The sequence below is a fragment of the Cystobacter fuscus genome (assembly GCF_044360685.1).
Taxonomy (GTDB): Bacteria; Myxococcota; Myxococcia; order Myxococcales; family Myxococcaceae; genus Cystobacter; species Cystobacter fuscus_C.
This window is the reverse complement of sequence record NZ_CP043491.1, coordinates 6623547-6646756: the sequence shown is the minus strand read 5'-3', so window position 1 is coordinate 6646756 and position 23210 is coordinate 6623547. Positions and strand designations below refer to the sequence as shown.

Genomic DNA, 23210 nt, shown 5'->3' with positions numbered 1-23210 from the left:
GATTTGATCTACCCGATAACGACTCCACCTTGGCCATTCCGTCCCGGATCGTGCCAGAAGGGGCTTGTCAGGCAGGCCGCCGGTCATCCGGGGCGTGCCCACGAGGAACGGTACACTCGAGACGAGGGGGCAGTGACATGGCGGAACGCATGGTGAAGTCCAATGGCATCGAGCTGTGGACCGAGAGCTTCGGCGAGCCCGGTCACCCGCCGATCCTGTTGGTGATGGGTGCTTCGGCCCAGGGCCTTCTCTGGCCCGAGGAGTTCATCGGGTTGCTCGTCGCTGGGGGGCGTTACGTCATCCGTTACGACCATCGGGACACCGGCCAGTCGACCTGCCTCGACTTCCAGAAGAATCCCTACACGCTGGAGGACCTGGCCCAGGACGCGCTGGGGGTGCTCGATGCGTACGGCATCGCCGCGGCCCACCTGGTGGGCGCCTCGTTGGGCGGGATGATCTGCCAGCTCGTGAGCACCCTCCACCCGGAGCGCGTGCTCTCCCTCTCGGTGATGATGTCCACGCCGCTGCGTCCCGGAATCATGGAGACCTTCCAGCAGGCCTTCCAGGGGAAGACTCCGGAAGGGGCGCTTCCACCGCCCGCCCCCCGCGCGATCCAGGTGCAGTTAGCGGCGGCCAGCAACCCGCCTCGCAATCGCGAGGAGTCCATCGACCTCCAGGTGAAGATGGCTCGAGCGATGGCCGCCAGCGCGGCTCCCTTCGATGAGCAGGAGTGCCGGCGCACCGTGGAGCGGATGCTCGAGCGCGCACGCAACCCGGCCGCCGCGATGAACCACGGGTTCGTGCCTTCTCCCACGCAGGCGCAGGCCGAGGCGCTGAAGCACCTGCGCGTGCCCACGCTCGTCATCCACGGGACGGATGACCCGATGTTCCCCTCCGCGCATGGAGTCGCCGTGGCGGAGCGCATCTCCGGCGCGAAGCTGCTCATGCTCGAGGGAATGGGCCATGATCTTCCCCGGCCGCTGTTCGGGGAGATCTCCCGGGCGCTCCTCACCCACACGGGCGCGAGGGCCTGAACCGGTCGCGAGGGGGCGGGCCTCCTCCGGGGAGGAGGCCCGGGCGCGTCAGCACTCGATGGCGTCGACGTCGACGAAGTAGTTGGCCGAGGCCGGATTCTTCGTGTCCAGGCTCTTGATCGTCAGGGTGAAGTTCCCCACGTACCCCACATAGTAGCCGCCACCCAGCAGGGGGACCTGCCGATCCGTGTACGGCGAGTACCCGTCGAAGGTGCCGAGCTTCACCCCATTGAGGTAGACCTCGAAGTGGCCGCGATTGAAGGCCCGGGTGACATAGATCTCGAAGGCGGCCGAGTTCACGCAGGTGAACGTCGCGACGGAGCCGGGAGTCGACGTCAGGTGGAGCGTTCCATTGTATGCATCGGCATACGCGCCGCCCGAGACGACGCCCCACCCGTTGCTGTAGATCCAGGACGGGTGCGTGTCGTCATACACCGTTGCCTGCGCGGCTCCCGCGCCCAGCGTGGCGGACACGACGGTGGCACCCAGAACGGCCTTGAGACCCTGGCTGAAGAACGAACGCATTGTGGCGACCTCGGAGGGGAGGGCAGTGCCTCCCGCGACGGGCGCGAGCTATTTCGCGCCGCATGAACAGGACGTGGTGCCTTTTTTTTCTTACGTGCGCCGATGCGGAAAAGCGAAGGGCCCGGCCGTGTGACACGAACCGGGCCCTTTGCTGGGGATGCGTCTCACGTCAGGGTTCAACTCGCGCTTCGTCAGGGAGGACGCGGTGCCCGCGACTTCCTACCCGCGTCCTTTTTTTCATCCGCCCGGGGCCCTACTTCGGCTTGATCTTCGTCATGACACCACCGGGATCCTCGATCCTGCGAGGAGGCGGCTCGGTGGACTGGTTCTCGTCCATATCACCGCCCAAGGTTCTCGGCCGGTTCTTGTCCCCTGGACGCCGGATGGAAGGCTTGTCTTCCGACGTGGAGCCCGAAGAGGAAAGCCGGGAAGAGGTAGGAACGTCTGCCATGTGTGTCTCCTGCGTGTGAAACGGAGTGCCGCGTCGGATGAGACGGCCTCCCCGTGGTTTCTTACCTGGGCTCATTCGTAGAGCAGCACACCGCCGAGCCACCGCTGTCCCTGGCCCTGGGCGAGCCACTGGCGCCGCTCGTCCCTCAAGGCCGAGGCCGGCGAGCTGCCCTGGCGGATCCGCTCCCGGACGGCGTTGAAGAACCCGGCCGCCTCCAGATCCGGGATTTCCTCGGTGGCGGCGATCACCGCCCGGGCTCCCGCCTGGATGAAGGCCGCGGGCAGTCCCGACGGCTCGTGGAGGATGTGGGCGCCGCGCGCGGCCCGGCAGGCGGCCAGCACCACCAGCGGCGCTCCCTCCAGGTGCTGCTCCCGGATGTGTCCCGCGCGCAGCTCGTCACTCGCGCCCTCCTGGGCGAGCACGAGATAGGAGAAGCGCGAGGAGGTGATGATGCCGTGGGTCACCAGATCGATGTCCGTGGCATCCCGCATGGCCTCGAGCACCCGGGAAGGTGTCGCCTCCGTGCCCACGAGCACCCGCTGTTCCTCGGTCGGGCCAAAGGCCGTGCTCCAGGCGTTGAGCTGCCCCAGGGCTCGCACCCGCTCGGCCGAGAGCGCCACGTCCTTCACCACGAGGTGGATGCCCCGTCCCGTCGGGGGGGAGGGCGGGAGTCCCGCGCGCAGCCTGTAGCTCCAGGCCATGTCCGCTGGCAGCAGGCCCGGCCGATCCATCAGGGGCGGCCGGGCGAACGCCTCCACCTTCTCACACCCCTGGAGCGCGGCGAGCGCCTCGCCGGGGACGAAGCCGCTCAGGTTCTCGGGTAGCGGGTCGCGGCGCGCTCCTTCGTGGTAGCCCAGGAGCTGACCCGCGGCGCCCCGGACGATGAGCAGGCTGCGCTCACTGTCCTCGGTCGCGGCGACCAGACACCGCGTGGGCAGGGAATGGCCCAGCTCCCGGCCGAACAGCTCCAGTGCCGCGCCATGGTCGCCCGCCTTGCCCGCGTCGAGGATGAGCGACGTGAAGGTATAGGCCCGGACCTTCTGGGCATCCGCGTCCCGGGCCACGCGCTCACCGGACTCCAGCTCCTGGAGGAGCTGCTCGAGCAGGGCGCGGCCCTTCTGGCGATCCCGCTCGAGGGTGAACCGGCCCAGGGCATGCCGCAGCATCGAGCGTTGGGCCTGCGTGGTGCTGGCGGGCGCCTCCGCGATCGCCCGGAGCAGGGCGGCCTCGTCCCCGGGGGCGGGGCGCTGTCGCGACAGGTCCGCGAGCGCCAGCGCCCCGACGAACGTCAGGGGAAGGCCCGTGGCCATCGCCCGGTCGAGCTCCACGCGCGCCAGGTCGAAGCGCAGCCCGCTCAGCGCGAGGTTCGCCAGGATTTGATGGGCGAAGCGCTCGTACTCCTTGTCCCCTTCGTGCCGTGTGAGGAGCTCCGCGAAGTAGGCACGCGCGAGCGGCTCATCGTCGCGCAACCGCGCGAGCTGCGCGAGGTGGCCGAGCGCGAGGTCCTCCTTGTCCCGGCTGTTCGTCGCGCGGGCGCGCCGCCAGGCCTGCTCCGCGGCCACCCGCGCCTCGTCCAGCCGCAGCTGCTTGGACTCGATTCCGGCGAGCTCCAGCTCGATGAACTGACAGCGGTACTCGATGCGGGTGGTGGCGCAGAGCGAGTGGGCGCCCAGGAGCGTCTTCCGGGCCTCCTCCTCCTGTCCTCGCGCCACCTGGGCCGCCGCGCGCTCCTGGGCCGCGAGCAACCGGAACCAGGGATCCTGGCTGGCCTCGGCCCGTGCCTCGAAGTCCTCCAGGTGGCTGCCCACGGCCTTGGCGTAGACGAGCGCGCCCATGAGCAGATCTCCCTCGGGGGAGTGGAGCAACCGCGCGATCAACGCCTGGACCTGCTCGGGCGGGAGGGCGCCCTGACGAAGCTGGCCATAGGCCTGGGCCAGGGGGGCCCGGCGCGCGAAGTCGCTCGCGGCGATGCGCTCGACGTAGCGGGCCAGCACGTCTCCTCCCGCCTGTTGATCGAGCTGCCGCGCCAGGGGCAGCAGCGCCTGGACCTGCTCGGGCGAGGTGCGGGTGCGGACGGCGTCATAGAAGTACAGCCGGAGGTGGGGGGAACGCTCGGCGAGCAACTCCGCGGAGGGCGGCGTGCCGTTCGAGGCGAGCGCCCGCCCCGCGCTCAGGACGCTCTTCCAGCGCTGGATGCGGGCCTGTTCGGCCGCGCGGAGTGTCTCGGCGCGCTGGCGTGCTTCCTCCGCCCACCCGGGCTCTCCCCGCTCGGCGATGTCGCGGAAGAGGCGGGCCGAGGGCTCCAGGAGATCCAGCTCCCTCAAGGCGAGGGCCTTGTTCCAGAGCGCCTGGGGGAAGGTGGGATCCTGGTCGAGCGCGCGATCCAGGTGCCGGAGTGCCTCCTCGGGAGCGCCCTGGAGCAGCAGGGCCGTGGCCCGGAGGGTCTCGTTGGGAGGCGTGGCCGGCAGGGGCGCGAGATAGGTCAGCGCCTGCTCGGCGAGGCTCTTGTCGTTCCTCGCGAGCAGGGCGGCGGCCAGCCCCGCGGCGTCGCCGTTCCGTTCGAGTTCCGCCAGCGTCTCGAGCGGAAGCCTCGCGTCTGGCGAGGGCGCCTGCCCCATCTTCCGGGCCGCCAGGGGGCGGTGGTGATCGGCGTCCGCGATGGCCAGCCGCATCTCGAGCCGTCGCTCCGGCTCACGCATCAACCACGGATCCGTCCGCGAGGCCCCGGGCCGAATGAAGATGACGGCGGCGAGGAGCGCGGCACACGCCCCTGCCACGAGGGCCGCCATGCCCCAACGGGGGGAGGCGCGGCGGGCGGGCACGGGGAGGGAGGCCGGGTGCCGCTCGGCATGGCGCGAGGCCATCATCTTGAGCTGCAAGAGCTCGCCGAGCCCCGCCTGGCACCGGACGCAGTCCAGCAGGTGCTCGCGGAAGGCCTCCGCCTCGTCGGGAGCCAGCTCGCCATCCGCGAAGCGCTCGAGTCGTTCACAGTGCGCGGACATCAGTTGTCTCCCACTTGGATGAGGGGTTCGAGCAGCTTGCGCAGCCGCGAGCGGGCATCGTGGAGCCGCTTGGCCACGGTGCCTTCCTGGATGCCGAGCTCCTGGGCGATTTCCTTGTACTTCCGGCCTCGGGCATGCAGTTCGAAGGTGGTGCGCGCCACCGGGCTCAGAGCCTGGACGGCCGAGCTGAACTGCTCGTCGGTGACGCGCTCATGGAGGGGGCGAACGGGGGGGTCGGGATCGACCGGGAGCGCCTGCTGGGCCAGCTCCTCGGCGCTCCGCTCCCGGGTGCGCTGTCGGCGGAGCTGATCGTAGAAACAGTTCGTCAGGGTGGTGACGAGCCAGCTGGCACAGACATGCTCGTCGGGCAGCTGGGAGACCTGGCTGAAGGCGGCCAGAAAGCGGAGGATCGTCTCCTGGGTGAGGTCCTCGGCATCGGTGGGATTGCGGCAGAGGACGCGGGCCTGGGCGAGCAGCCAGCGTCGTTGCCGGGCGAGAAGCTCGTGGAGCCGCTGGGCAACAGCCTCATCGGCATCTGACGGGAGGGTCATTAGCACTCACGAAAGGGACGGAGAGCGAGGAGCCTCTTACCCTCGAATCGCTAGAGCGTTCAAACCCGGACGGATGCTTGGGGAGGTGTCATGCCTCCAGGGGCACCTCGATGGTGAAGGTCGCCCCCTGGCCGGGGCCCGGGCTCGACCAGGAGGGCGAGCCGCCCAGTGCCCGGACTTCTAGAGGTACAGGCCTCCGGAGACCTCGATGCGCTGGGCGGTCACCCACCGGTTCGCATCGGAGAGCAGCGAGGCGATCATGGGACCGATGTCATCGGGAACACCGGTCCGGCCAAGCGCGGTGTTCGCGGCCACCTCCCGGTTGATCGCGGGATTGTCGCGCACCGCGCCGCCAAGGAAGTCCGTCTCGGTGGCGCCGGGCGCGACCACGTTGACGGTGATGCCGCGCGGAGCCAGTTCCTTGGCCATGTAGCGCGTGAGCACCTCGACGGCCCCCTTCATCGAGGCATAGGCCGCGCTGCCCGCGCTGACGAAGCGAGTGAGACCGGTGGAGAGATTCACGATCCTTCCGCCTTCGGCGATCAGCGGCAGGAGTTTCTGCGTCAGGAAGAGCACGCCCTTGAAGTGGAGGTCACAGAGCCGATTGAAGTCCTCTTCGGTGATCTGGCCGAATGGGGGTGGATGGTGTGCCCCCGCGTTATTGACGAGATGGTCGAAACGGTCTCTGGCCCACACGCTCCGCAACGCCCCTCGTACCTGCTCGGCGAAGCCATCGAAGGAGGCGATGTCGCTGGCGTCGAGCCTCAGGGCGACGGCCTTTCGTCCGAGCGCTTCGACGGCCGTGACGACACTGTCGGCTTCAGCGCGATTCGAGTGATAGGTTACAATTACATCGGTGCCGCACTTGGCCAGGCTGATGGCCGTGTTGCGTCCAAGGCCGCGACTGGCACCGGTGACGATCGCCACTTTTCCCGTCGAGTTCACTTGCATCTCCTTTGGCCTGGGTCGCTCCCAGGCGTGTTGGGTGAGCACAATCATGCGAGAGGCCCCTCGGGCCTTCATGCCCGAACCCTTGAATTTCTTGCCTGATCCTCCAAATCGGGTGGGTGGTGCCTGGGGTCCGCGGTACAGTTGGCTGGAAAGAAGGCATTCGGGTCGAGCGGCTCGTGCGCGGAGACCCCCTGTATGTCGTCAGCCTTGAAGAGCGCCCTGGCGCACTACATCGAAGCGAGTGGCGGCGGCGATGGTGTATTCCCCACGCCGATAGAGGGCCTCGCCCTGATGAGGACGAGCAAGGAAGTCCTGCCTCATCATTTGATCTACAAGCCGGCGCTCTGCATCGCCGTGCAGGGGGCGAAGCAGGTGTCGCTGGGCGACAGGGTGTTCGACTACACCGAGATGCAAGCCCTTGTCGTCGGAGTTGAACTCCCGGCGTTCGGAAGGGTGACCCAGGCGAGTGCCACCGAGCCCTATCTGGGCATGACCGTCGAGTTCGATGTCGGTGTCATGCGGGAAGTCCTGGAGCAGCTCGATGTTTCGCACCAGCCGAAGGGGCAGGTCGGTTCCGCGGTTTTCGTGGAAGAACTCACCGCTCCCGTGGTGGATTGTCTCACGCGGCTGGTGCGCATGCTCGCGACGCCCATGGCGATCCCCGTGCTCCATCCCTCCGTCATGCGGGAAATCTGCTTCTGGTTGCTGACGGGTCCCCATGGTGGTGGGTTCCGCGAGCTCGCGCTCCCGAATGGTCACATGCAGCGCATCGCCGACGCGGTCTACATCCTGAGGCGGAATTTCTCGCGACCCATTCGCATCAAGGAGCTGGCCTCGGCGGCGCGGATGAGCGAGTCCTCCTTTCATCAACACTTCAGGGGGCTGATGTCCATGACCCCACTTCAATATCAGAAACAGTTGCGGCTGCTGGAGGCACGGCGTCTGATGGTGGCGGAGGGCGAGAACGTGATGCAGGCCGCTCTTCAGGTTGGCTATGAAAGCGCATCTCAGTTCAGCCGGGAATACGCGCGCATGTTTGGGACGCCGCCCAAGCGCGATACCATGAAGGCACTCCAGACGCCGCGCGCCAGGGACGTGAAAACACCTGGCGGGACGGGCCGCCGCGGCCGCCCAAGCAGACGCCCTGGGGGCAGACGGTGGCCTATGTGAGGGAGCCAGATGTTGGCGCCAGCACGCCTCGTCTTCCCCCAGCGCGGTGGGGCGGGACGGCAGGCGCGGCGACGCGGAGCGCCGGCACGGCCGATGGCTCTGCGCGGGCTCGCTGCTGTCCCTGCTGCCGGTGACTTCCAGCATGCCCATGGGCCGGTTGCTGTTCGTGCCAGGCCTGGGCGCCTCGGTCCTCCTGGCCGCGGTGCTGCGTCAGGCGTGGCGCTCACGGGTGGGGGGCTGGCGCCCACGCGGCGTGGCCGTGGCGGGCGGCGTGCTCGCGCTGTTCCACCTCGTCCTCGCACCGCTCGGCTGGCCCGCGATGGCGATGATGATCCGTCAGCTCGGCACGGACTCCGAGCAACTGGCCTGGCGGGTGAGGAGCGAGCTGGATCCCACGCTCCTGCCGTCCCAGCGGGTGGTGGTGCTCGATGCCAGGGACATTGGCACGCTCCTCTACGTCCCCGTCCGGTGGGCGCTGCGGGGCCAGGAGATGCCTCGCGCGTGGTGGCCCCTGTCGATGGTGGGGGAGTCGCCCATCCTCACTCGCACCGGCGCCACGTCCCTCACGCTGGAGCTGCCCCGGGGAGGCCACTTCCTCACCACCGAGGCCGAGCAGACGCTCCGTGCTCCGGAGTACATGCTGGGGGAGGGCGCGCGGGTGGAGTTGGAGGGAATGCGGGTGACGGTGCTGGCCGCCGACGCCCACGGGCCGACCCGCCTGGGCTTCGAGTTCGATGTGCCGCTCGAGGATCCCTCGCTCGTGTTCCTGCACTGGCGGGAGGGGACGCTGCGCCGGCTCACGCCGCCGCCAGAGGGCACACGCTTGGAGCTCTCTGCCGTGGCGGGAGGAGGGGCGGATTGACGCCGCCCACTTCCTCGGGGGCAGCCACATGTGGGGAACGCCCATCCGCCCTTCAGTCGGGAGTGCTCCGAACCGGGAAACGGACGAACTCAGCCCCATCCGTTGCCAGGAACCGATCCAACAAGCGGAGGATGTCGGTGGGGGAATTGAACTCACTGGGCTTCAGCCTGATTGGCGCTCTAGACGCCGAAGCTCAGTTCGCGTCTCCTCAAGGCCAAGATGTCCGATACGCATACGGGTTTGTTCAGCTGTCTTGAAGCAATTTTTCGCGTTAGCGATGTCTCCCAACCTTCGATGTGCGATACCCAAGACATGCAGTGCATCTGCTTCTCCCCGTGCATAGCCACAATCAGCATGTCTTGCGCGCGTCAGTGCGGAAAGGGCGGCATCGCGTGCGTGTGTTGGCTTTGCGGCATCCAAGCAGGCAAGGGCAAGAGCGAGGCGGAGTTTGATGGAGTGAATACCCATCCCGCATCCATCCGCTACCCGCACCCCCTGATTCGCCTCAACCATCGCAGTTTTGGAATCACCCTCATGAAGCGAAATACAGGACGCCAACTCATGACTACGCGCCACAATATCGATGTCCCCTGTGCGATCGGACCATGCCCGGGCTTTGTCAAGATAACTTCTCGCCCTTGGCAGATCCGTGGGAATATTCAAATGTCCACGGAGTATGTAACAGTGCGCCATATAACTGCCATCATGATGCTCTGCCAATTGCAGGAGTTGTCTTACTTGACGAGCGGCGATTTCGCGAGGCTTGACATCCAATAGGAACTCAGCATACCGAAGCGTGGAGAATGCAGTCAAATGCAAGCTTCCAAGAAGGATCGCTGAGTTGTAATGTTCGTTCGCTTGATTCATTTCGCCCAAGCCATGCAGGGCAGCCGCGACGAAGTCGGGACGATTTTTCTGGATGTATGTTCGATTGTTGTTGATGTCATGTGCATCCAATGCATATTGGCGCGCACGACGCAGGCGGCCTTGCAATAGATAGATCTCCGCGAGATGCTCGGACCAGCGCTTGGAATCGATGACACCCCATTGGCTTTCATCTTCTCTGCCTGCAATGAAGCATTGCTCGGCAGTTTCCAGATCGCCAAGCCCCTTTGCAAACAAGCCCCAGTGAAGAAGTAATTCGTAGGTTCGTGTTCCGACCGCGGTCAGTCCTAATCCTCCCATCTTCCTGGGCGTTCCATCGGAGGAGAAGCCGCGAAGGATGCGAACTCCCCGGCCATAGTCTCCGAGGTCGAGGCCCAGGTGCGTGTAGCCTCCGAGCCCCTGGAAATACAGCCGGATGGCATCACCCACACGGCCTGCTGCTGCGGAGTGTTGAATCAGCCGCTCGTAGCGGTCGAGGATTTCCGCATGAACAGGGTAGGATGATGGTTTCTCCTCGAGACTGGGGGCGAGCCTGACGCGTATGGCCTCATGGATCTGCTCTGTTTTGACTTCTAGCTGTTCGCGGAAGTAATCTCGAAGAAAAGGGTGTGCCGAGTATGTCTTTCTCGTCCCCTCTCCGTAGATGTAGATTAAACCCAGGCGGCGCAGGCGCTCGCCAATGACCGCGATTCTAGAGCCATTCATGCCTGACAAAGCACCAGCAACCTCCTTCGGCGCGTCGGCGATGAACTGGAGAAACTCCATGCTGATGCCTTCGGAGAATGTCGAGAGGCGAACCAGCAAATCACATTCGCTGTCGTCGATGACGTTCAGGTACGCCTTCAGGATGCGAGCAAGCTTTGCTGCTTTTTTATCTGCAAGGGAGGCATCATCCAACTTGAACTGAAAGGCCGCGGTGGGGTCTCCTCCACAGAAATTACCCAGATATGAGCCCAGAACAGATAGGGACAACGCGTGGTACCCCACCTGCCTTGCCAGCTTCTCCAGGCTTGCATCACTGCCTTGGACACCCCAGGCGTGCAGAAGCCCGCGTGCGGACCGCGGGTCCAGGTCATCTAGAAGCCTTGGGCTGTAACCTTGCCCTTCCCAGTTTTGCAAATCAATGAGTGGAAAACGAGACGTGACCAATGCGCGTGTGTTGCCGAGGCCGTCCGCGAGCGCCCGGAGAAAGAGCTTGAGCTGGTGCTCCTCCACTGCTCCCCGGTTCGCGTTGGCTTCCACTTGAACTCGCTCTAGTCCATCCAACACCAGCAGATGGGGCCGTTCGTCGGAGAGAGCTCGCTGTAAGCGCTCAAGCTGGCCTGCCAGCTTGCTGTCCTTGTCACTTTCGTCGCAAAAATATTCGCAAGCAGAGCCCAGGAATTGAGCAGAACTAGCAGCCTCATAAAAAGACCAGACGAACACTCCTCCAGGGCGTTTTTGTGTCTTGAGCCCTCGGATGATCTGCTCTGCCAGGGCGGTCTTACCGGTTCCACCAGCCGCTATCAGCGATATAATCTTCTCTGTTACCACTGATTCTTGACACCAGTTTTTCAATTCAACAACCAGCTCTTCACGTCCTTGGAAATGGTTCGCGGGCTGTAGTGCATGCGCGAACCATGGAGCCCATTCTTCCAGAGCTCGTTTGGAGTCAGAGCGGTGCTTGGGTATACCCACGTCCATCTTCTCGCGGAGGAACGCCAGCAAGCACTCAGCCGAGGCTCGCGCTGCATACTCCTTGAATTGGTCATCCCGTCCGTGATTGGCGAAGTCCATCACGCCCTTCATCACCAGTGCGTCGAGCCGATGGTCGCGCTGCGCATGCGCCAGCGCGCCGAGCGCCGCCGCCTCCATCTCCAGGCCGAGTGCCTTGCGCATGTGCTCGGACACGTAGCTCCACACGCGAGCGTCCTCGACCACCTGGCTGCCACTGCCCATCGGGGCCACGTGCACCTTGAAGGGCAGGAGTGAGCCCGAGGGCGACAGGTCCGGCAGGCCGTTGCGATGCTTGACGAGTACCCGGCCAATCTTCTTGCGTCCCTCCTCCGTCAGGAGGAGTTCTCCATCCTGAACGGCCCCCGACATCCAGAGCGACTCGATGACCTGTTCCCACCGGGGACAGAATCGCTCGAACTCGGAATCGCTGACCAGATCAGTCACACCCGCGTTGAGCTTCGCCAGTACCCAGTTCTCCTGCCACTCGTAGGGAATGGGCCGCTGCCGCCACCACTCCTGTTCCTGGAAGCGGGTGGCGAAGTCAAAGCTGTCGAGCGCGATCTTCCAGTCGTCGCGCAGGTTGTACGTCTTGGGATCCTGCTGCACCTGGTCTGGCAGCCGTTTTCCTGTGTCATGGAAGAACAAGCGCTCGGCGGCAATCACGTCCCCGAGATTTGTCTTGCCTGGGCGACCTGCGCACACTCCGCACATGGCCACGCACCGGGGCCCGTAGCGCTCCACCAGGGGTAGCAGTGCGTTCGTCGCCGCACCTGCCCCCATGTCTCCCGCCTGCGCGACCGCCACCCGCAGGGGCCGCTGACCTTCACGCGTCTTGAACTCTCGGAACGCCACTGGAAGACCGTTGGGCCCCTGCTCTTCCACCCACCGGCTCCCCTGACACGCCCCCGTATCCACCCGGAGCACCGCCTGATACTCCAATGTGATCGCAGTCAGCACCACGACATCGACACTTAGCTGGGGCACCCCACGCGTCGCCATTTCTGGAGCCTAGCCGTCCGCTCCGCGCACCGCCACCTGCTCCTTCGTCAAGCAGTGGCCCCTGCCTCGCGAGCTGGGCCTGAGATGTTCATTGACCCCCCCGGGCATGTTGAGCGTCCGAAAGCACCTGCTCCCGGACGGACAACGCACCGTATGCGGTACTACTACGGCGGGGTCAACGCGTGCCCTCGCCGGGGGGTACTAGAACGACAACCGGAAGTGGATGGACTTGGGCCGGGTGAGCTGATCGAAGCCCAGCGCGCTCAGGCTGTGTCCACGGCCCGAGTTCTTCACGCCAATCCACGGCAGCGCCGGATCCACCGAGTCGCACCGGTTCATGTAGACGGTGCCGAACTCGAGCTGGGTGGCGAAGCGCGCGGCGCGCTCCCGATCCTTCGTCCAGACGCTCGCCGTCAGGCCGAGGTCCGACTTGTTCATCCGCGCGAGCGCTTCCTCGTCCGAGTCCACTGGCGCGATGGGCAGCAGCGGCCCGAAGGACTCCTGCCGCATCAACTGCATCGAGTCGTCCAGGTCCGTGAGGAGCGTGGCCTCGAAGAAGCGGCCCTTGCCGTCCACCTGGGTCCGCTTGCCGCCCACCACCACCCGGGCCCCCTTGCCGCGGGCATCCTCCACGAGCTGCTCCAGCTCCTGCGGGTGGTTGGGCTGCGCGATGGGGCCCAGCGTCGTCTTGTCACTCATCGGATCGCCGAGCACGTACCCGCGCACCAATGCCTCGCACGCCTCGGTGAAGCGCTTGTAGAGCGAGCGGTGCACGTAGACGCGCTCCACCGCGCAGCAGCTCTGGCCCGCGTTGTAGATGGCGCCGTCCACCACGTTCTCCACCGTCTTGTCGAAGTCACAGTCCGGTGCCACGTACGCGGGATCGTTCCCGCCCAGCTCCAGCCCCATGTGCCGGAAGCGCGCGGAGCCCGCCAGCGTGAGCCGCTGTCCGCCGTACACCGAGCCGGTGAACACCACGTGGTCCACCCGCGCGTCGCCCACCACGCGCTCGCTGGTGGGGTGATCGCAGTGCATCGCCTGGACGAGGTGCGGAGGCGCTCCCGCCTCGACGAAGGCCCGGGCGAAGTGCTCTCCGCACAAGGGCGAGCGCGGCGAGTGCTTCACCACCACCGCGTTGCCCGCCAGCACCGCCGGCACCACCACGTTCACCGCGGTGAGCAGCGGGTAGTTCCACGCGGGCAGATCCACCACCACGCCCAACGGCTCCTTGACGATCCGGCGCTCGAAGCCCGCCTTGGGCGGCAGCACCACATCCGCCAGCGCCGTGTCCGCGATGGAGATCATGTACCGGGCCCGCTCGGCCATGCCGCGGATCTCCCCCCGTGCCTGGGCGAGCGGCTTGCCCATCATCCGGGAGATGTCCGTGGCGATGGCATCCGCCTTCGCCTCCATGGCGGCGACCATGCGCTCGCACCAGTCCTTGCGCTGGGCGAGCGGGGTGGCACGCGCCGCCCGGGCGGCGGCTCGTGCCTGATCGAGCACGGTGTTCACGGTGGCCTCGTCCGCGAGCGGAACGGTGCAGGCGACATCGCCCGTGTAGGGATTGTCGACAGTCAGGGTGGTCATGGCCGGCAAGGGTAGTGCGTCGGGACACGTCTCGTCCCGGGGGATGTCCAGCGCGGTGCTCTTCGTGCGTTCGCTCCTGGACGGCCGGAGGGCCGGGACGTACGGTGCTTCCATGCGCCGTCCCCCGTTCGCGAGCCTTCTGCTCGCCGTCCTCGCGCTACCTGCCTGTCTCTCCTCGCCCCCCCTCCGTCCTCCCGCCCCGACCCTGAGCGCCGTGGCGGACGAGCTCTTCGAGTTCGTCGAGCGCGAGGGCACTGGCGTGGGCGTCCTCGTGGTGGACGCGGCCACGGGCACGCCGCTCTATGCCCGGCGCGAGAACGCCCGCTCGCTTCCCGCGTCCACCATGAAGGTGGTGTCCACCTCGGCGGCCCTGTCCGCGTTCGGCCCGGACTTCCGCTTCCATACGCCCGTGTGGTTGGAAGGCATGCAGGTGGGCAACCTCTTCCTCGGAGACCTCGTGGTGGAGGCGTCCGGAGATCCCTCCCTGGGCTCGTGGCGCTTTCCCGAGACGGCCCTGGCCTGTGAGCGGCTCGCGGACGCGCTGCTGGCCCGGGGCATCCGGCAGTGGCACGGGGCGCTCCAGGTGAGCCAGACCAACCCGGGGCCGTACGATCTCTATGGTCCGGGCTGGGCCTGGGACGACGCGGCCTCGGCCTACAGCGCGGCGCCCACCACCTTCGTCTTCCGGGAGAACGTGGTGGACCTCACCCTCACGCGCCCCGAGGGCCAGGACTGTGCCTCGCCCCTGCGGCGGCCCCTGGAGGTGCGCTACACCCCGCCCATCGATGCGTCCTCGACCGTGGTGTACACCGACCCGGGTGCCCAGCGGGCCGGGGTGGCGTGCGTGCGCGAGCGCGGGACGGGACGCACGCGCTGCGTCTGGCGCGCGCCGGGAGGGCAGTGCCCGCGCCAGGCGTCCCTGCGTGTGTCCGTGGACGAGCCCCAGGCGCTGTTCACCGCCTGTCTGGAAGACGCCCTGCGCGCGCGGGGCATCTGGCGCGTGCCGGAGGCCCTGGCGCAGGCCGTTCCCCCCGCGCTCCTGCGGCGCGAGCCGCTGCTGGACTTCGTCAGTCCCTCCCTCGCCGAGCTCGTGAAGGTGACGAACAAGGAATCCCTCAACCTCTACGCCGAGCGGCTCGCCTTGCGCTTCGCCCGCGAGCGCACGGGCAACGAGAGCTACGCCGCGCTGCGCGAGGCGATGGAGAAGGAGCTCGCGCGCCGGGGCATCCCGCCGCGGCTGTTGCGGTCCGTGGATGGCAGTGGCCTGTCCCGCTACAACCTGGCCACCGCGCGGGGGATGGTGGGGGTGCTCTCCACCAGCCTCCAGGAGCCCTCCGCGAGCGCGCTGGTGGACAGCCTGCCCATCGCCGGCGTGGATGGCACGCTCGCGGGCAGTGCGCTTCCGCCGGAACTCCGGGGCCTCATCCGCGCCAAGACGGGGACGCTCTCGGGGCAGAAGGCCTATGTGGGGATCGCCGAGCGCCCTCACGACCCCGAGCACCCCCGCGTCGTCTTCGCGCTCCTGCTGAGCAACCTCGACGAGCAGCCGGCCTATACGGCGGGCCAGGTGTTCGAGCGCTTCGCCGAGGCGATGGTGAAGCTGCCTCCGCGCTGAACACCTGGCTCTTCTCATGCTTGAGCGAAGCGAGTCCCGAGGCGAGGTCCTGGAGAGGCGGATGAGCCACGTGGGAAGCATCAGGAGGGTTTTCGTCACCGGCAGCTCGGGACAGCTCGGCGCGGAGATCTGTCGGCAACTCTCCGGCGAGTACCAGGTGACGGGCCTGGACACCGCACCTGGACCCTTCACGCAGGTCATCGGGAGCGTGGAGGACCGTGCGCTCGTCTTCGCCCAGGTCGCGCGGGTGGACGCGGTCATCCACGTGGCCTCGCTGCACGCCCCACACCGGGAACAGCTGCCGAAGTCGCGCTTCGTCGACGTGAACGTGCAGGGAGTGCTCCATCTGCTCGAGGCGGCTGCGGAGCACCGCTGCCAGCGCTTCGTGTACACGAGCACGACCTCGGTGTACGGGCGCGCGATGGAGCCCCGAGCGGATGCCGCCATCTGGGTGACGGAGGAGCTCGCGCCCGGGCCGCGAGACATCTACGACGTCACCAAGCTGGCCGCGGAGCAGCTCTGCCGGCTCGTCCACGAGGAGACGGGGCTGCCCGTCATCACCCTGCGCACTTCGCGCTTCTATCCGCAGCCGAGGGAGTTGATGGCCATCCACCGGCTCCACCGGGGGCTGGACGTGCGCGACTGCGCATGGGCCCACCGGTTGGCGCTCGAATCCCCGGTGCCCTTCGGGCTGTACAACATCTCCGCCCGCTCGCCCTTCCGGCGCGAGGACCTGACGGAGCTGCTGCACGACGCGTCGGCCGTCATCCGCCGCCGGGCCCCCACGGAGGCCGGACTGCTCCTCCAGCAAGGCATCCCTCTCCCCTCGCGCCTGGACCGGGTCTACGTCATCGAGCGGGCCGAAGCCGAGCTGGGCTTCCATCCCCGATTCAACGCACTCGAACTCCTGCGGGACGAGTGAACGCCGACCTCCTCACGAGAAGCGGGCGCGCCACGGCAAGGCCGAGCGCGCGCCGCCCGTTTCCTCCCTGGCCGAGGAGGGCCTCTCAGGGCTTGAGGTAGGGGCCGTCCACGCCCACCTTGCCCGGCGCCGGGTTGCCCGCGAGGTCGAGCACGTACACCCTCAGGTTGCCCTTGCCGGAGACGCTGGCGGTCAACGTGCCGCTCGTCACCGTCTTCACGTCCCCGGTGACGGCGTCCTTGTAGGTGCCGTTGGGGATGCCGTTGAAGGTGGCGCCGCCGGAGACGGTGACGAGCGCGAAGCTGTCCACGCCCTTGGCCGAGTCCGTGAAGCGGCGCTTGAAGGCCATGCCGCCCACGACGCCGTCCGTGGAGTACTGCCCCTTCTGGAGCGCGGGGATGCGCCGGCGGATCTGATTCAGGCGTTGTAGGTGCTTGGCCAGCGGCTTGGCGAGCGTCTCGGCGACCTTGCCCGAGGCGCTGCCCACCACGCCGAAGTCCGAGGCCGAGACACTGCCCTCGAGGTGGTCGCCGTAGTAGGCGCGGCCGGTGGTGGCCAGGGGGCACGTGGGGCCGCAGTCGATTTGCTTGCCAGCCTGGAACTCGATCTCCGAGCCGTAATACAGTGTCGGGATGCCGCGGAAGGTCCACATGAGGCTCATGTTCTCCGCCCAGGCGTCGGTGCCTCCGGCGTAGCGGGTGCTGGACTTGTTCGGGCCGTAGTCGTGGGAGTCGACATACACGACGTTGTAGGTGGCGTCGTTGTAGCTGTCGTCCGAGTCCTTGCCGTTGAAGAAGGCGTTGCTGGCCTCGCCGAAGTTCATGTGCATGCGCATGTCGATCACGCTCATGCCGGAGAACTGGCTGTGATCCGGCGTGTGATAGACATTGCCCTGGAGGAAGGCATTGGTGGAGGTGGGCTGCGAGGCCGTGCCCTGGGCCTGCTCGTAGTTGTACTGCTCGCGCGCGGCGGCGGTGTCATCGGCGCTGTAGGTCCGGCGCTCCTTCCAGGTGAAGAACTGCGCGGAGTGGTTGGGCGAGCCGCGGTTCCACTTGTCATTCACGAACGAGCCGACCTCGCCGAACATGAAGAAGTCCTTGCCCTTGGCACCGAACTTGTCCTGGGCGTGCTGCTGGGCGGCGGGCAGCAGGCGCCGGTTCCAGGTGACGCGGGGGATGTGGACCGCGGTGTCGATGCGGAAGCCATCCACGCCCATGTCGATGTACTTGTTGTACACGTCGATGAGGAAGTTCTGCACGGGCGTGCTCTCCGTGTTGAAGTCCGCCAGGTCCTCGTGGATCCAGCAGCTGCGCGAGTCCTCGCCTTCCCAGTTCCCAATCCAGCACTGGTGGAAGTACTGCGCCGGGAACATGCCGGAGGTGGGGTTGGGCCACTGGCAGTTGTAGAGGCGGTAGCCCTCCTTGCTGTAGCCGCCGGTGGCGACGCCCCAGTTGCGGCAGGTGTTGCCGGCGGGCTCGGCCGTCGACCACAGATCCCCATTGTAATAGGACTTGCCGGAGTTGGGCTCCACGGTCAGACCGTCATAGGTGAAACCAGACACGGGCGCGTCGTAGTACCAGCTCCACTGGCTGTCGCGCACGCCGTAGACCTTGGGTGAGAACAGTCCCTTGGCGCCCCAACGGCTGGAGTGGTTGTAGACCACGTCCTGGATGATCTTGATGCCCTTGGCGTGGGCGGCGTTGATGAGATCCTGGTAGCTCGCGCCGGAGGACTCCAGGCGGGGGTCGACCCGGTAGAAGTCCCAGCCGTGGTAGCCGTGATAGTCGTAGTCGGAGCGGTTGAGCACCACGGGGGTGATCCACACGGCGGAGAAGCCCAGGGCCTTGATGTAGTCGAGCTTCTGGATGAGGCCCTTGAAGTCACCGCGGAACATCGGATCGTTGTTGGCGGCGTTGCCCGACTGGGTGTGCATGCTGCCGCCGCGGTTGTTCGAGGAGTCACCGTCGTAGAAGCGCGCGGTGAGCACGAAGTAGATGGAGTCCTCGCGGATGTCTCCCCCCAGCGGCTGTCCCGCGGCGGCGGGAGGCGGGGCGTCGCCCGTGGTGGCCGAGGCCGTGGTGCTCGCGGCGGACTTGTTGCCCGCGGCGTCGAAGGCCTTGACGGTGTAGAGGTAGGCGGTGCGGGCGCTCAGGCCGGAGTCGCTGTAGCTCGTGGCGGTGGTGGTCCAGGTCTTCGTGCCCTGGGTGCCGCCGGTGCGCACCAGCTCGTAGCCCGTCACGGCGCGATCATCGGTCGAGGCGTTCCACGACAGCGTGATTTGAGTGCCGGAGGCCGAGGCGGTGAGCCCCGAGGGGATGGATGGAGCGCTCGTGTCGGGGGGGAGCGTCACGCACGGGGAGGCGGCGTTGGCGGTGACCACGCCATCCTTGACGGTGATCCGCCCCGTGCCCAGGGAGTAGTCCGAGCCACCGTTGTTGTCCCAGGTGGTGCCGTTGTTGAACGCCGCCTTCATTCCCGTGGCGGAGCCCAGGGCGACGGTCTTCCTCACCCAACTGGTGCAGGCGGTCTCGTTCATCGCCACACCGGGCGAGGTGGTCCAGGTGCCACCGGTGGGCGCGTAATGGATGTTGACGGTGCTCCAGCCGCGCGTGCCGGTGAAGTAATACACCTCGGCCTGGTTGTTGGTGGAGGTGGTGCAGGGCGAGCCCGCGTTGGCCAGGAGCTGGCCATTCTTGACCTGGTGGGTGCCGCTGGTCGGGAGGTTGTAATTAGCACCGGACTGGTTGTTCGGGTTGTCCCAGTGGTTCTGCCCATCGGTGAAGACGGCCTGGAAGGTGCTCGCCGTCCCCGTGGTGAGCACCTTCGTCACCCAATTCGTGCAGGCCGGACTCAGGGACTCGCCCGGCGAGGCCGTCCAGCTTCCGCTGGCATTGTGATGGATGTAGGGCGTGCTCCACACCTTGTAGGGTGTGTAATAATAGACGGTTGCCGTGCCGGCGAACGCGGATGGACCTGTCAGCATCAGCGCCAGCAGGGCACTTCCTCTCCAGCGGATTCTCATGTGCTCGCGACCTTTCCAGGGGGTAAGGACAGCGGGCGCCGGTATAGTCTTTTCCAGATTTCTTGGAAATCTGGATGGGCTGTTCAAGCCGGTATGACTTGATGCGTCACGGGGAGGAAACCATGCGATTGCCGTGTGTCGTGCTGGTGTTGGTCTCGTTGGGAGGGGCGGGGGCCTGTCGTTCAACCGGGGAGGTGTACGAGCCCCTGAGTGGGAACGCGCCCGCTTGTGTCGATGATGCGCGGGAGGATGACGACACCCTGGAGCAAGGGTTGGCCGCCGCTCCCATCTCCCATGTCTTCAACCATGGGCCCGCGAGACTCGAGGGGCAGGTGGCGTGCCCCGGGGACGCGGACTGGATTCACGCCTATGCGGACTGCTGCAACCCGTCTGGTGCGCGGGTCCGCTGGGACGCTTCGCGGGGGCCTCTGGAGGTGGAGCTCTTCGACTCCGAGGGAAACCCGATCCCGCTGGGCGCACCTGGCGACATCGTCCAGCGGCAACCGGGCGAGGTGTACCTGCTTCGCGCCGAGTACGGGGGCCGGTTCCTCGTGCGCGTGCGCACCAGCGGCGAGGTGGCGGTGCCGTACTCCGTCGAGCTGTTCGCGCCCGTGTTCGTCCGCTGAGCCATCCTCCATGGCTCCGCAGGCCACACCCGCGTGCCCTCCTTGTTGCTCCGTCGTCGACAACACTGGGAGCCGCGGTGTGGCCTCGCTCTCCGAGAATGCCGCGAGGACGGCTCCGCTCGTGCTGGTACGCGCCGTGCAACTCCCGCCGCGTCCACCCCCCGGAGAACCCGATGATGAGACGCTCTGCGCTTCTGCTCTTCCCAGTCCTGTTCGGCCTCGCCTGTGGCGAGGGCACCGCCCCTTCTTCCGCCGAGGAACTCCAGGCCCGCCCCGCCGCGCTGTCGGCGGTCTTCTCGGGCAGGGTCCTGGATGCCAACAACCAGCCCATCGTCAATGCCCGCGTGACGGTGAATGGCATCATCCGCTACACCAACAGCACGGGGGCGTACTCCCTCTCGGTGACGGAGTCGCCCACGGGTTACGTGCTCGACATCCGCAAGGAGGGGTACGGCCCGGTGAACAAGCTCCAGATGTCGGGCCAGCTCAGTCAGGAGTACGTGCTCCGCAAGGCCTACACGCAGCAGATCAGCCCCACGGCCAACACCGTCATCCAAGACCCGGCCTCGGGCATCCGCGTGGAGGTGGTCGCCAACACCCTGCGCACCGCGGCGGGCGGTCTGCCCGAGGGCGGCGTGCTGTTCTCCATCGTGCCGCACGGCCCGGACTCCATGCCCGGTGACTTCACCGCGCGCAACGCGCTCGGCAAGACGGTGGCGCTCGAGACCGTGGGCGCGGTGACGCTGTCGGCCGTGGATGGCCGGGGCAACACGCTCGTGCTGGCCGCCGGGGCCTCGATGAACGTGCTCCTGCCCGTGCCCGCCGTCCTCGGCGGCACCATGCCGGCCTGCGTGCTCAAGGGGAGCTGCCGGACCGTGATGTGGCGGTTCAACCCGTCCACGGGTCTGTGGATCGAACAGAGCGCGAGCCCCCAGTTCTCCACCACGGCCACGACGTTCCGGATCACGGGCGCACGCCAGGGCGGCACCATCGATCCCCTGGATGGCCTGGGCTCCTGGAACACCGACATCGAGAAGGTCAACCCGTCCTGCTCCATCATCGAGTTCGTCAACATCCCCCTGTCTTGCTACAACCCGCTGGGCACGACCCCCGAGCCCGGGCTGACCCTGAACCTCTCTCAGATGTCCTCGGGCGGCACGACGTGGCCGAGCATCGCGACCGTGCGCTCCAGCGCGACGTACATCGCACAATACAACCTCCTGTCGAATGCCTCCCTGACGTTGCAGGTGGGGTTCCCGACGGGTGCTCCCCCCTATTGCGCCACCAACCTGACCCTGACCGCGACTCCAGGGTCGACGGTCTCGGGGAGTGTCATCTCGTACAACTCGGGCGCGCCCGCCTCCGCTCCGGGTTATCCGAAGGACTCGGCCGGCAACCCGATCGACTTCCAAGACGTGGTCGACGGCAACCACACGTGCAGTTCGCACATCTACATCGAGACGCACCCGTAAGGCGGCTCGCGTGGCACCCGGCGGCGTGCGCGAAGCGGGCGCACGCCGTGGCCCCCGCGGGGATGATCACACGCCAGGAGGGAGCGTCTTGTTGTGGGTGCTCAGCAACTGGAGTTCCCACGCGAAGTTGGTTCCCACCGCGCCCATGTGCTCGAGCATGATCTGCGCGACCTTCGGGACGGTCGCCTCGCGCGCCCAATCCCGCTGGAGCTCGCCCATGAAGGCCCCCGAGGTGAGGGGCACCGCGCCCGCCTGGACCATTCGCTGGATGGCCACGGTGTGGGCCTCCACGCTGACGCCGCCCGAGGCGTCCGTCACGATGTAGACCTCGTAGCCGTCACCCAGGGCGTGGATGACGGGGAATGCCAGGCAGATCTCCGTCCAGAGCGCCGCCATCACGATCTTCTTGCGGCCGGTCTTCTTCACCCACTCGACGACGCGCGGATCCTCCCAGGTGTTGATGGTGGTGCGGTTGATGGGCTTCTGCTCGGGGAAGACGTCCTGCAACTGCTTGATCAGATAGCCCCCGCGCTCCTCGATCACGGTGGTCAGCAGGGTGGGGACGTTGAAGGCCTTGGCGGACTTCGCCAGCGCGACCACGTTGTTGATCATCAACGCGGGATCGATGTTCTGCACGCCACTGACCTGGAACGGCTGGTGATCGATGAGGATCAGCACGCAGTTGTCCGGCGTCAGCAGCGCGTTGAGTCCGACCTTGTTGTTGGGTGAAGCGCCCATGTTCGTGCTCCTGTGTCTCGAGGTGGTTGGGAGAGACGGGCACCACCGTATCGAGGGAGGGGCGGCACGGGATTGACCCGTTTCGGCGCCGTTTGACGGAAATCGGCGTCACCCGCACGAGCCCGGTTACCACCTCCGTGCGCGCCGCCAGGCGCCGGGGGAGGTGCCCACCACCCGCTGGAAGACGCGCGTGAAGTGACTCTGCTCGGAGAAGCCCGTGGCGAGCGAGATCTCCGCGAGCGACAGGCGGCCGTCGAGCAGCAGCTCCCGCGCCCGGGCGATTCGCGCCTGGGTCTGCCAGCGGAAGGGCGTCATGCCGGTGGAGACCTTGAAGGCCCGGCCGAACTGCGATTGGGACAGGCCCGTGAGCTGGGCCAGATCCCGAAGCCTCACGCCGTCCGACAGATGGGCCTGGAGATAGTCTTTCGCCTTCCGGAGCTGCCAGGGGGCGAGTCCCCCCTGCTTGCGCTCGTTGGGGGGCCGCCTGCCCATTCGCAGCAGATCGATGAACAAGGCGGTCGTCAGGCTGTCGCCGTAGAGCTGGCTGAGCGAGTCGGGTGTCTCGCATTGGGCCGCCAGGAGTTCTCCGAGCCGCCAGATGCGGTCATCTCGGAACGTCAGCAGGGGCGTCTCGAACTTCCGCCGATCGAGTTCCTCGCCCAGCACCGATTCGAGGGGAGCGAAGTTGAAGTCGAGCCGGGCTTCGCGTACGCGGCGGCTGTCTTCCGCATGTCCCCAGAGCGTCATGCCCTTGGGGATGAGGCTGATGGGGCGGAGGGTCTGGTGATGGGCCGGATTGGGCAGGTCGAGCGTCTGACGTGTCTCGACGTGCCCCCCGCCTGTTTCCAGGATGATCGACAGGCTGCCCTGCTCGGACGTGAGATCGATCCACGCCCGGCCCGGCAGCACCTCGATGTCCAGCGCGTACACGGTGACGCCGTTCCAGGTCCGGCTCTTGCTCCTGACGGTCTTGATGCCATGCGCCGAACGGATCTTCGGCGAGTCGGGGGGCGTCACCGCACGGGAGGGTTCCAACAACATGGTGGCTGACGATACACGACAACCGCCCGTCGGCCTCGGCC

At 66.9% G+C, this 23210-nt stretch carries 17 protein-coding genes; 7 read left to right on the top strand and 10 right to left on the bottom strand.

The window, feature by feature from the left end; translation table 11 throughout:
- Positions 1–137: 137 nt before the first annotated feature.
- Positions 138–1034 carry an alpha/beta fold hydrolase gene (locus tag F0U63_RS27160; RefSeq protein WP_395833927.1) on the top strand — a complete coding sequence of 299 codons (897 nt, stop codon included), beginning with the start codon at positions 138–140 and terminating at the stop codon, positions 1032–1034.
- A gap of 48 nt (positions 1035–1082) precedes the next feature.
- On the opposite strand, the gene F0U63_RS27155 is transcribed toward F0U63_RS27160, so the two are convergent.
- The 5 genes from F0U63_RS27155 to F0U63_RS27135 all read right to left on the bottom strand — a co-directional run bounded on the left by F0U63_RS27155 (position 1083) and on the right by F0U63_RS27135 (position 6562).
- Positions 1083–1559 (bottom strand): hypothetical protein, encoded by a 477-nt coding sequence (locus tag F0U63_RS27155; RefSeq protein ID WP_395833925.1) that lies wholly within the window; start codon positions 1557–1559, stop codon positions 1083–1085.
- Between the two features lie 253 nt (positions 1560–1812).
- Positions 1813–2010 carry a hypothetical protein gene (locus F0U63_RS27150; protein WP_395833923.1) on the bottom strand — a complete coding sequence of 66 codons (198 nt, stop codon included), beginning with the start codon at positions 2008–2010 and terminating at the stop codon, positions 1813–1815.
- 71 nt (positions 2011–2081) lie between these two features.
- Positions 2082–5012 carry a CHAT domain-containing protein gene (locus F0U63_RS27145; protein ID WP_395833921.1) on the bottom strand — a complete coding sequence of 977 codons (2931 nt, stop codon included), beginning with the start codon at positions 5010–5012 and terminating at the stop codon, positions 2082–2084.
- On the bottom strand, positions 5012–5563 hold the full coding sequence (locus F0U63_RS27140) for an RNA polymerase sigma factor (protein ID WP_395833919.1): 552 nt from the start codon (positions 5561–5563) through the stop codon (positions 5012–5014). Before F0U63_RS27140 ends, F0U63_RS27145 begins: the two co-directional genes overlap by 1 nt.
- Positions 5564–5743: 180 nt before the next feature.
- Positions 5744–6562, bottom strand: a complete 819-nt coding sequence (locus tag F0U63_RS27135) for an SDR family NAD(P)-dependent oxidoreductase (RefSeq protein ID WP_395833917.1) — start codon at positions 6560–6562, stop codon at positions 5744–5746.
- Positions 6563–6709: 147 nt separating this feature from the next.
- On the opposite strand from F0U63_RS27135, the gene F0U63_RS27130 reads away from it, so the two are divergent.
- Together F0U63_RS27130 and F0U63_RS27125 are read left to right on the top strand one after the other, a co-directional pair.
- Positions 6710–7684, top strand: coding sequence for an AraC family transcriptional regulator N-terminal domain-containing protein (locus F0U63_RS27130; RefSeq protein ID WP_395833915.1), 975 nt, complete (start codon positions 6710–6712; stop codon positions 7682–7684).
- Between the two features lie 148 nt (positions 7685–7832).
- A complete protein-coding gene (locus F0U63_RS27125; protein ID WP_395833913.1) occupies positions 7833–8546 on the top strand; it encodes a hypothetical protein in 714 nt (237 codons plus the stop codon).
- Positions 8547–8708: 162 nt separating this feature from the next.
- Here the strand turns inward: F0U63_RS27125 and F0U63_RS27120 are convergent, their stop codons facing one another.
- Entirely contained in the window at positions 8709–12146 is a 3438-nt protein-coding gene (locus F0U63_RS27120) for an NACHT domain-containing protein (protein ID WP_395833911.1), read from the bottom strand.
- Positions 12147–12347: 201 nt separating this feature from the next.
- Complete coding sequence (locus tag F0U63_RS27115) at positions 12348–13847, bottom strand: aldehyde dehydrogenase family protein (protein WP_395833909.1); 1500 nt, start codon at positions 13845–13847, stop codon at positions 12348–12350.
- Between F0U63_RS27115 and dacB the strand changes: the two genes are divergently transcribed.
- Together dacB and F0U63_RS27105 are read left to right on the top strand one after the other, a co-directional pair.
- On the top strand, positions 13846–15348 hold the full coding sequence (gene dacB, locus F0U63_RS27110) for a D-alanyl-D-alanine carboxypeptidase/D-alanyl-D-alanine-endopeptidase (RefSeq protein WP_395833907.1): 1503 nt from the start codon (positions 13846–13848) through the stop codon (positions 15346–15348). The two genes, F0U63_RS27115 and dacB, sit on opposite strands and share 2 nt — an antisense overlap.
- A 61-nt stretch (positions 15349–15409) precedes the next feature.
- Positions 15410–16270: an NAD-dependent epimerase/dehydratase family protein gene (locus tag F0U63_RS27105; RefSeq protein WP_395833905.1), complete on the top strand. Its 861-nt coding sequence runs from the start codon at positions 15410–15412 to the stop codon at positions 16268–16270.
- Between the two features lie 85 nt (positions 16271–16355).
- On the opposite strand, the gene F0U63_RS27100 is transcribed toward F0U63_RS27105, so the two are convergent.
- Positions 16356–19292 (bottom strand): carbohydrate binding domain-containing protein, encoded by a 2937-nt coding sequence (locus tag F0U63_RS27100; protein WP_395833903.1) that lies wholly within the window; start codon positions 19290–19292, stop codon positions 16356–16358.
- A gap of 122 nt (positions 19293–19414) precedes the next feature.
- Between F0U63_RS27100 and F0U63_RS27095 the strand changes: the two genes are divergently transcribed.
- Entirely contained in the window at positions 19415–19918 is a 504-nt protein-coding gene (locus tag F0U63_RS27095; protein WP_395833901.1) for a hypothetical protein, read from the top strand.
- A 173-nt stretch (positions 19919–20091) separates the two neighbouring features.
- Positions 20092–21390: a carboxypeptidase-like regulatory domain-containing protein gene (locus F0U63_RS27090; RefSeq protein ID WP_395833899.1), complete on the top strand. Its 1299-nt coding sequence runs from the start codon at positions 20092–20094 to the stop codon at positions 21388–21390.
- 66 nt (positions 21391–21456) lie between these two features.
- Here the strand turns inward: F0U63_RS27090 and F0U63_RS27085 are convergent, their stop codons facing one another.
- Together F0U63_RS27085 and F0U63_RS27080 are read right to left on the bottom strand one after the other, a co-directional pair.
- On the bottom strand, positions 21457–22128 hold the full coding sequence (locus tag F0U63_RS27085) for a hydrolase (RefSeq protein WP_395833897.1): 672 nt from the start codon (positions 22126–22128) through the stop codon (positions 21457–21459).
- 126 nt (positions 22129–22254) lie between these two features.
- Entirely contained in the window at positions 22255–23169 is a 915-nt protein-coding gene (locus tag F0U63_RS27080) for a helix-turn-helix domain-containing protein (protein ID WP_395833895.1), read from the bottom strand.
- Positions 23170–23210: the final 41 nt, after the last annotated feature.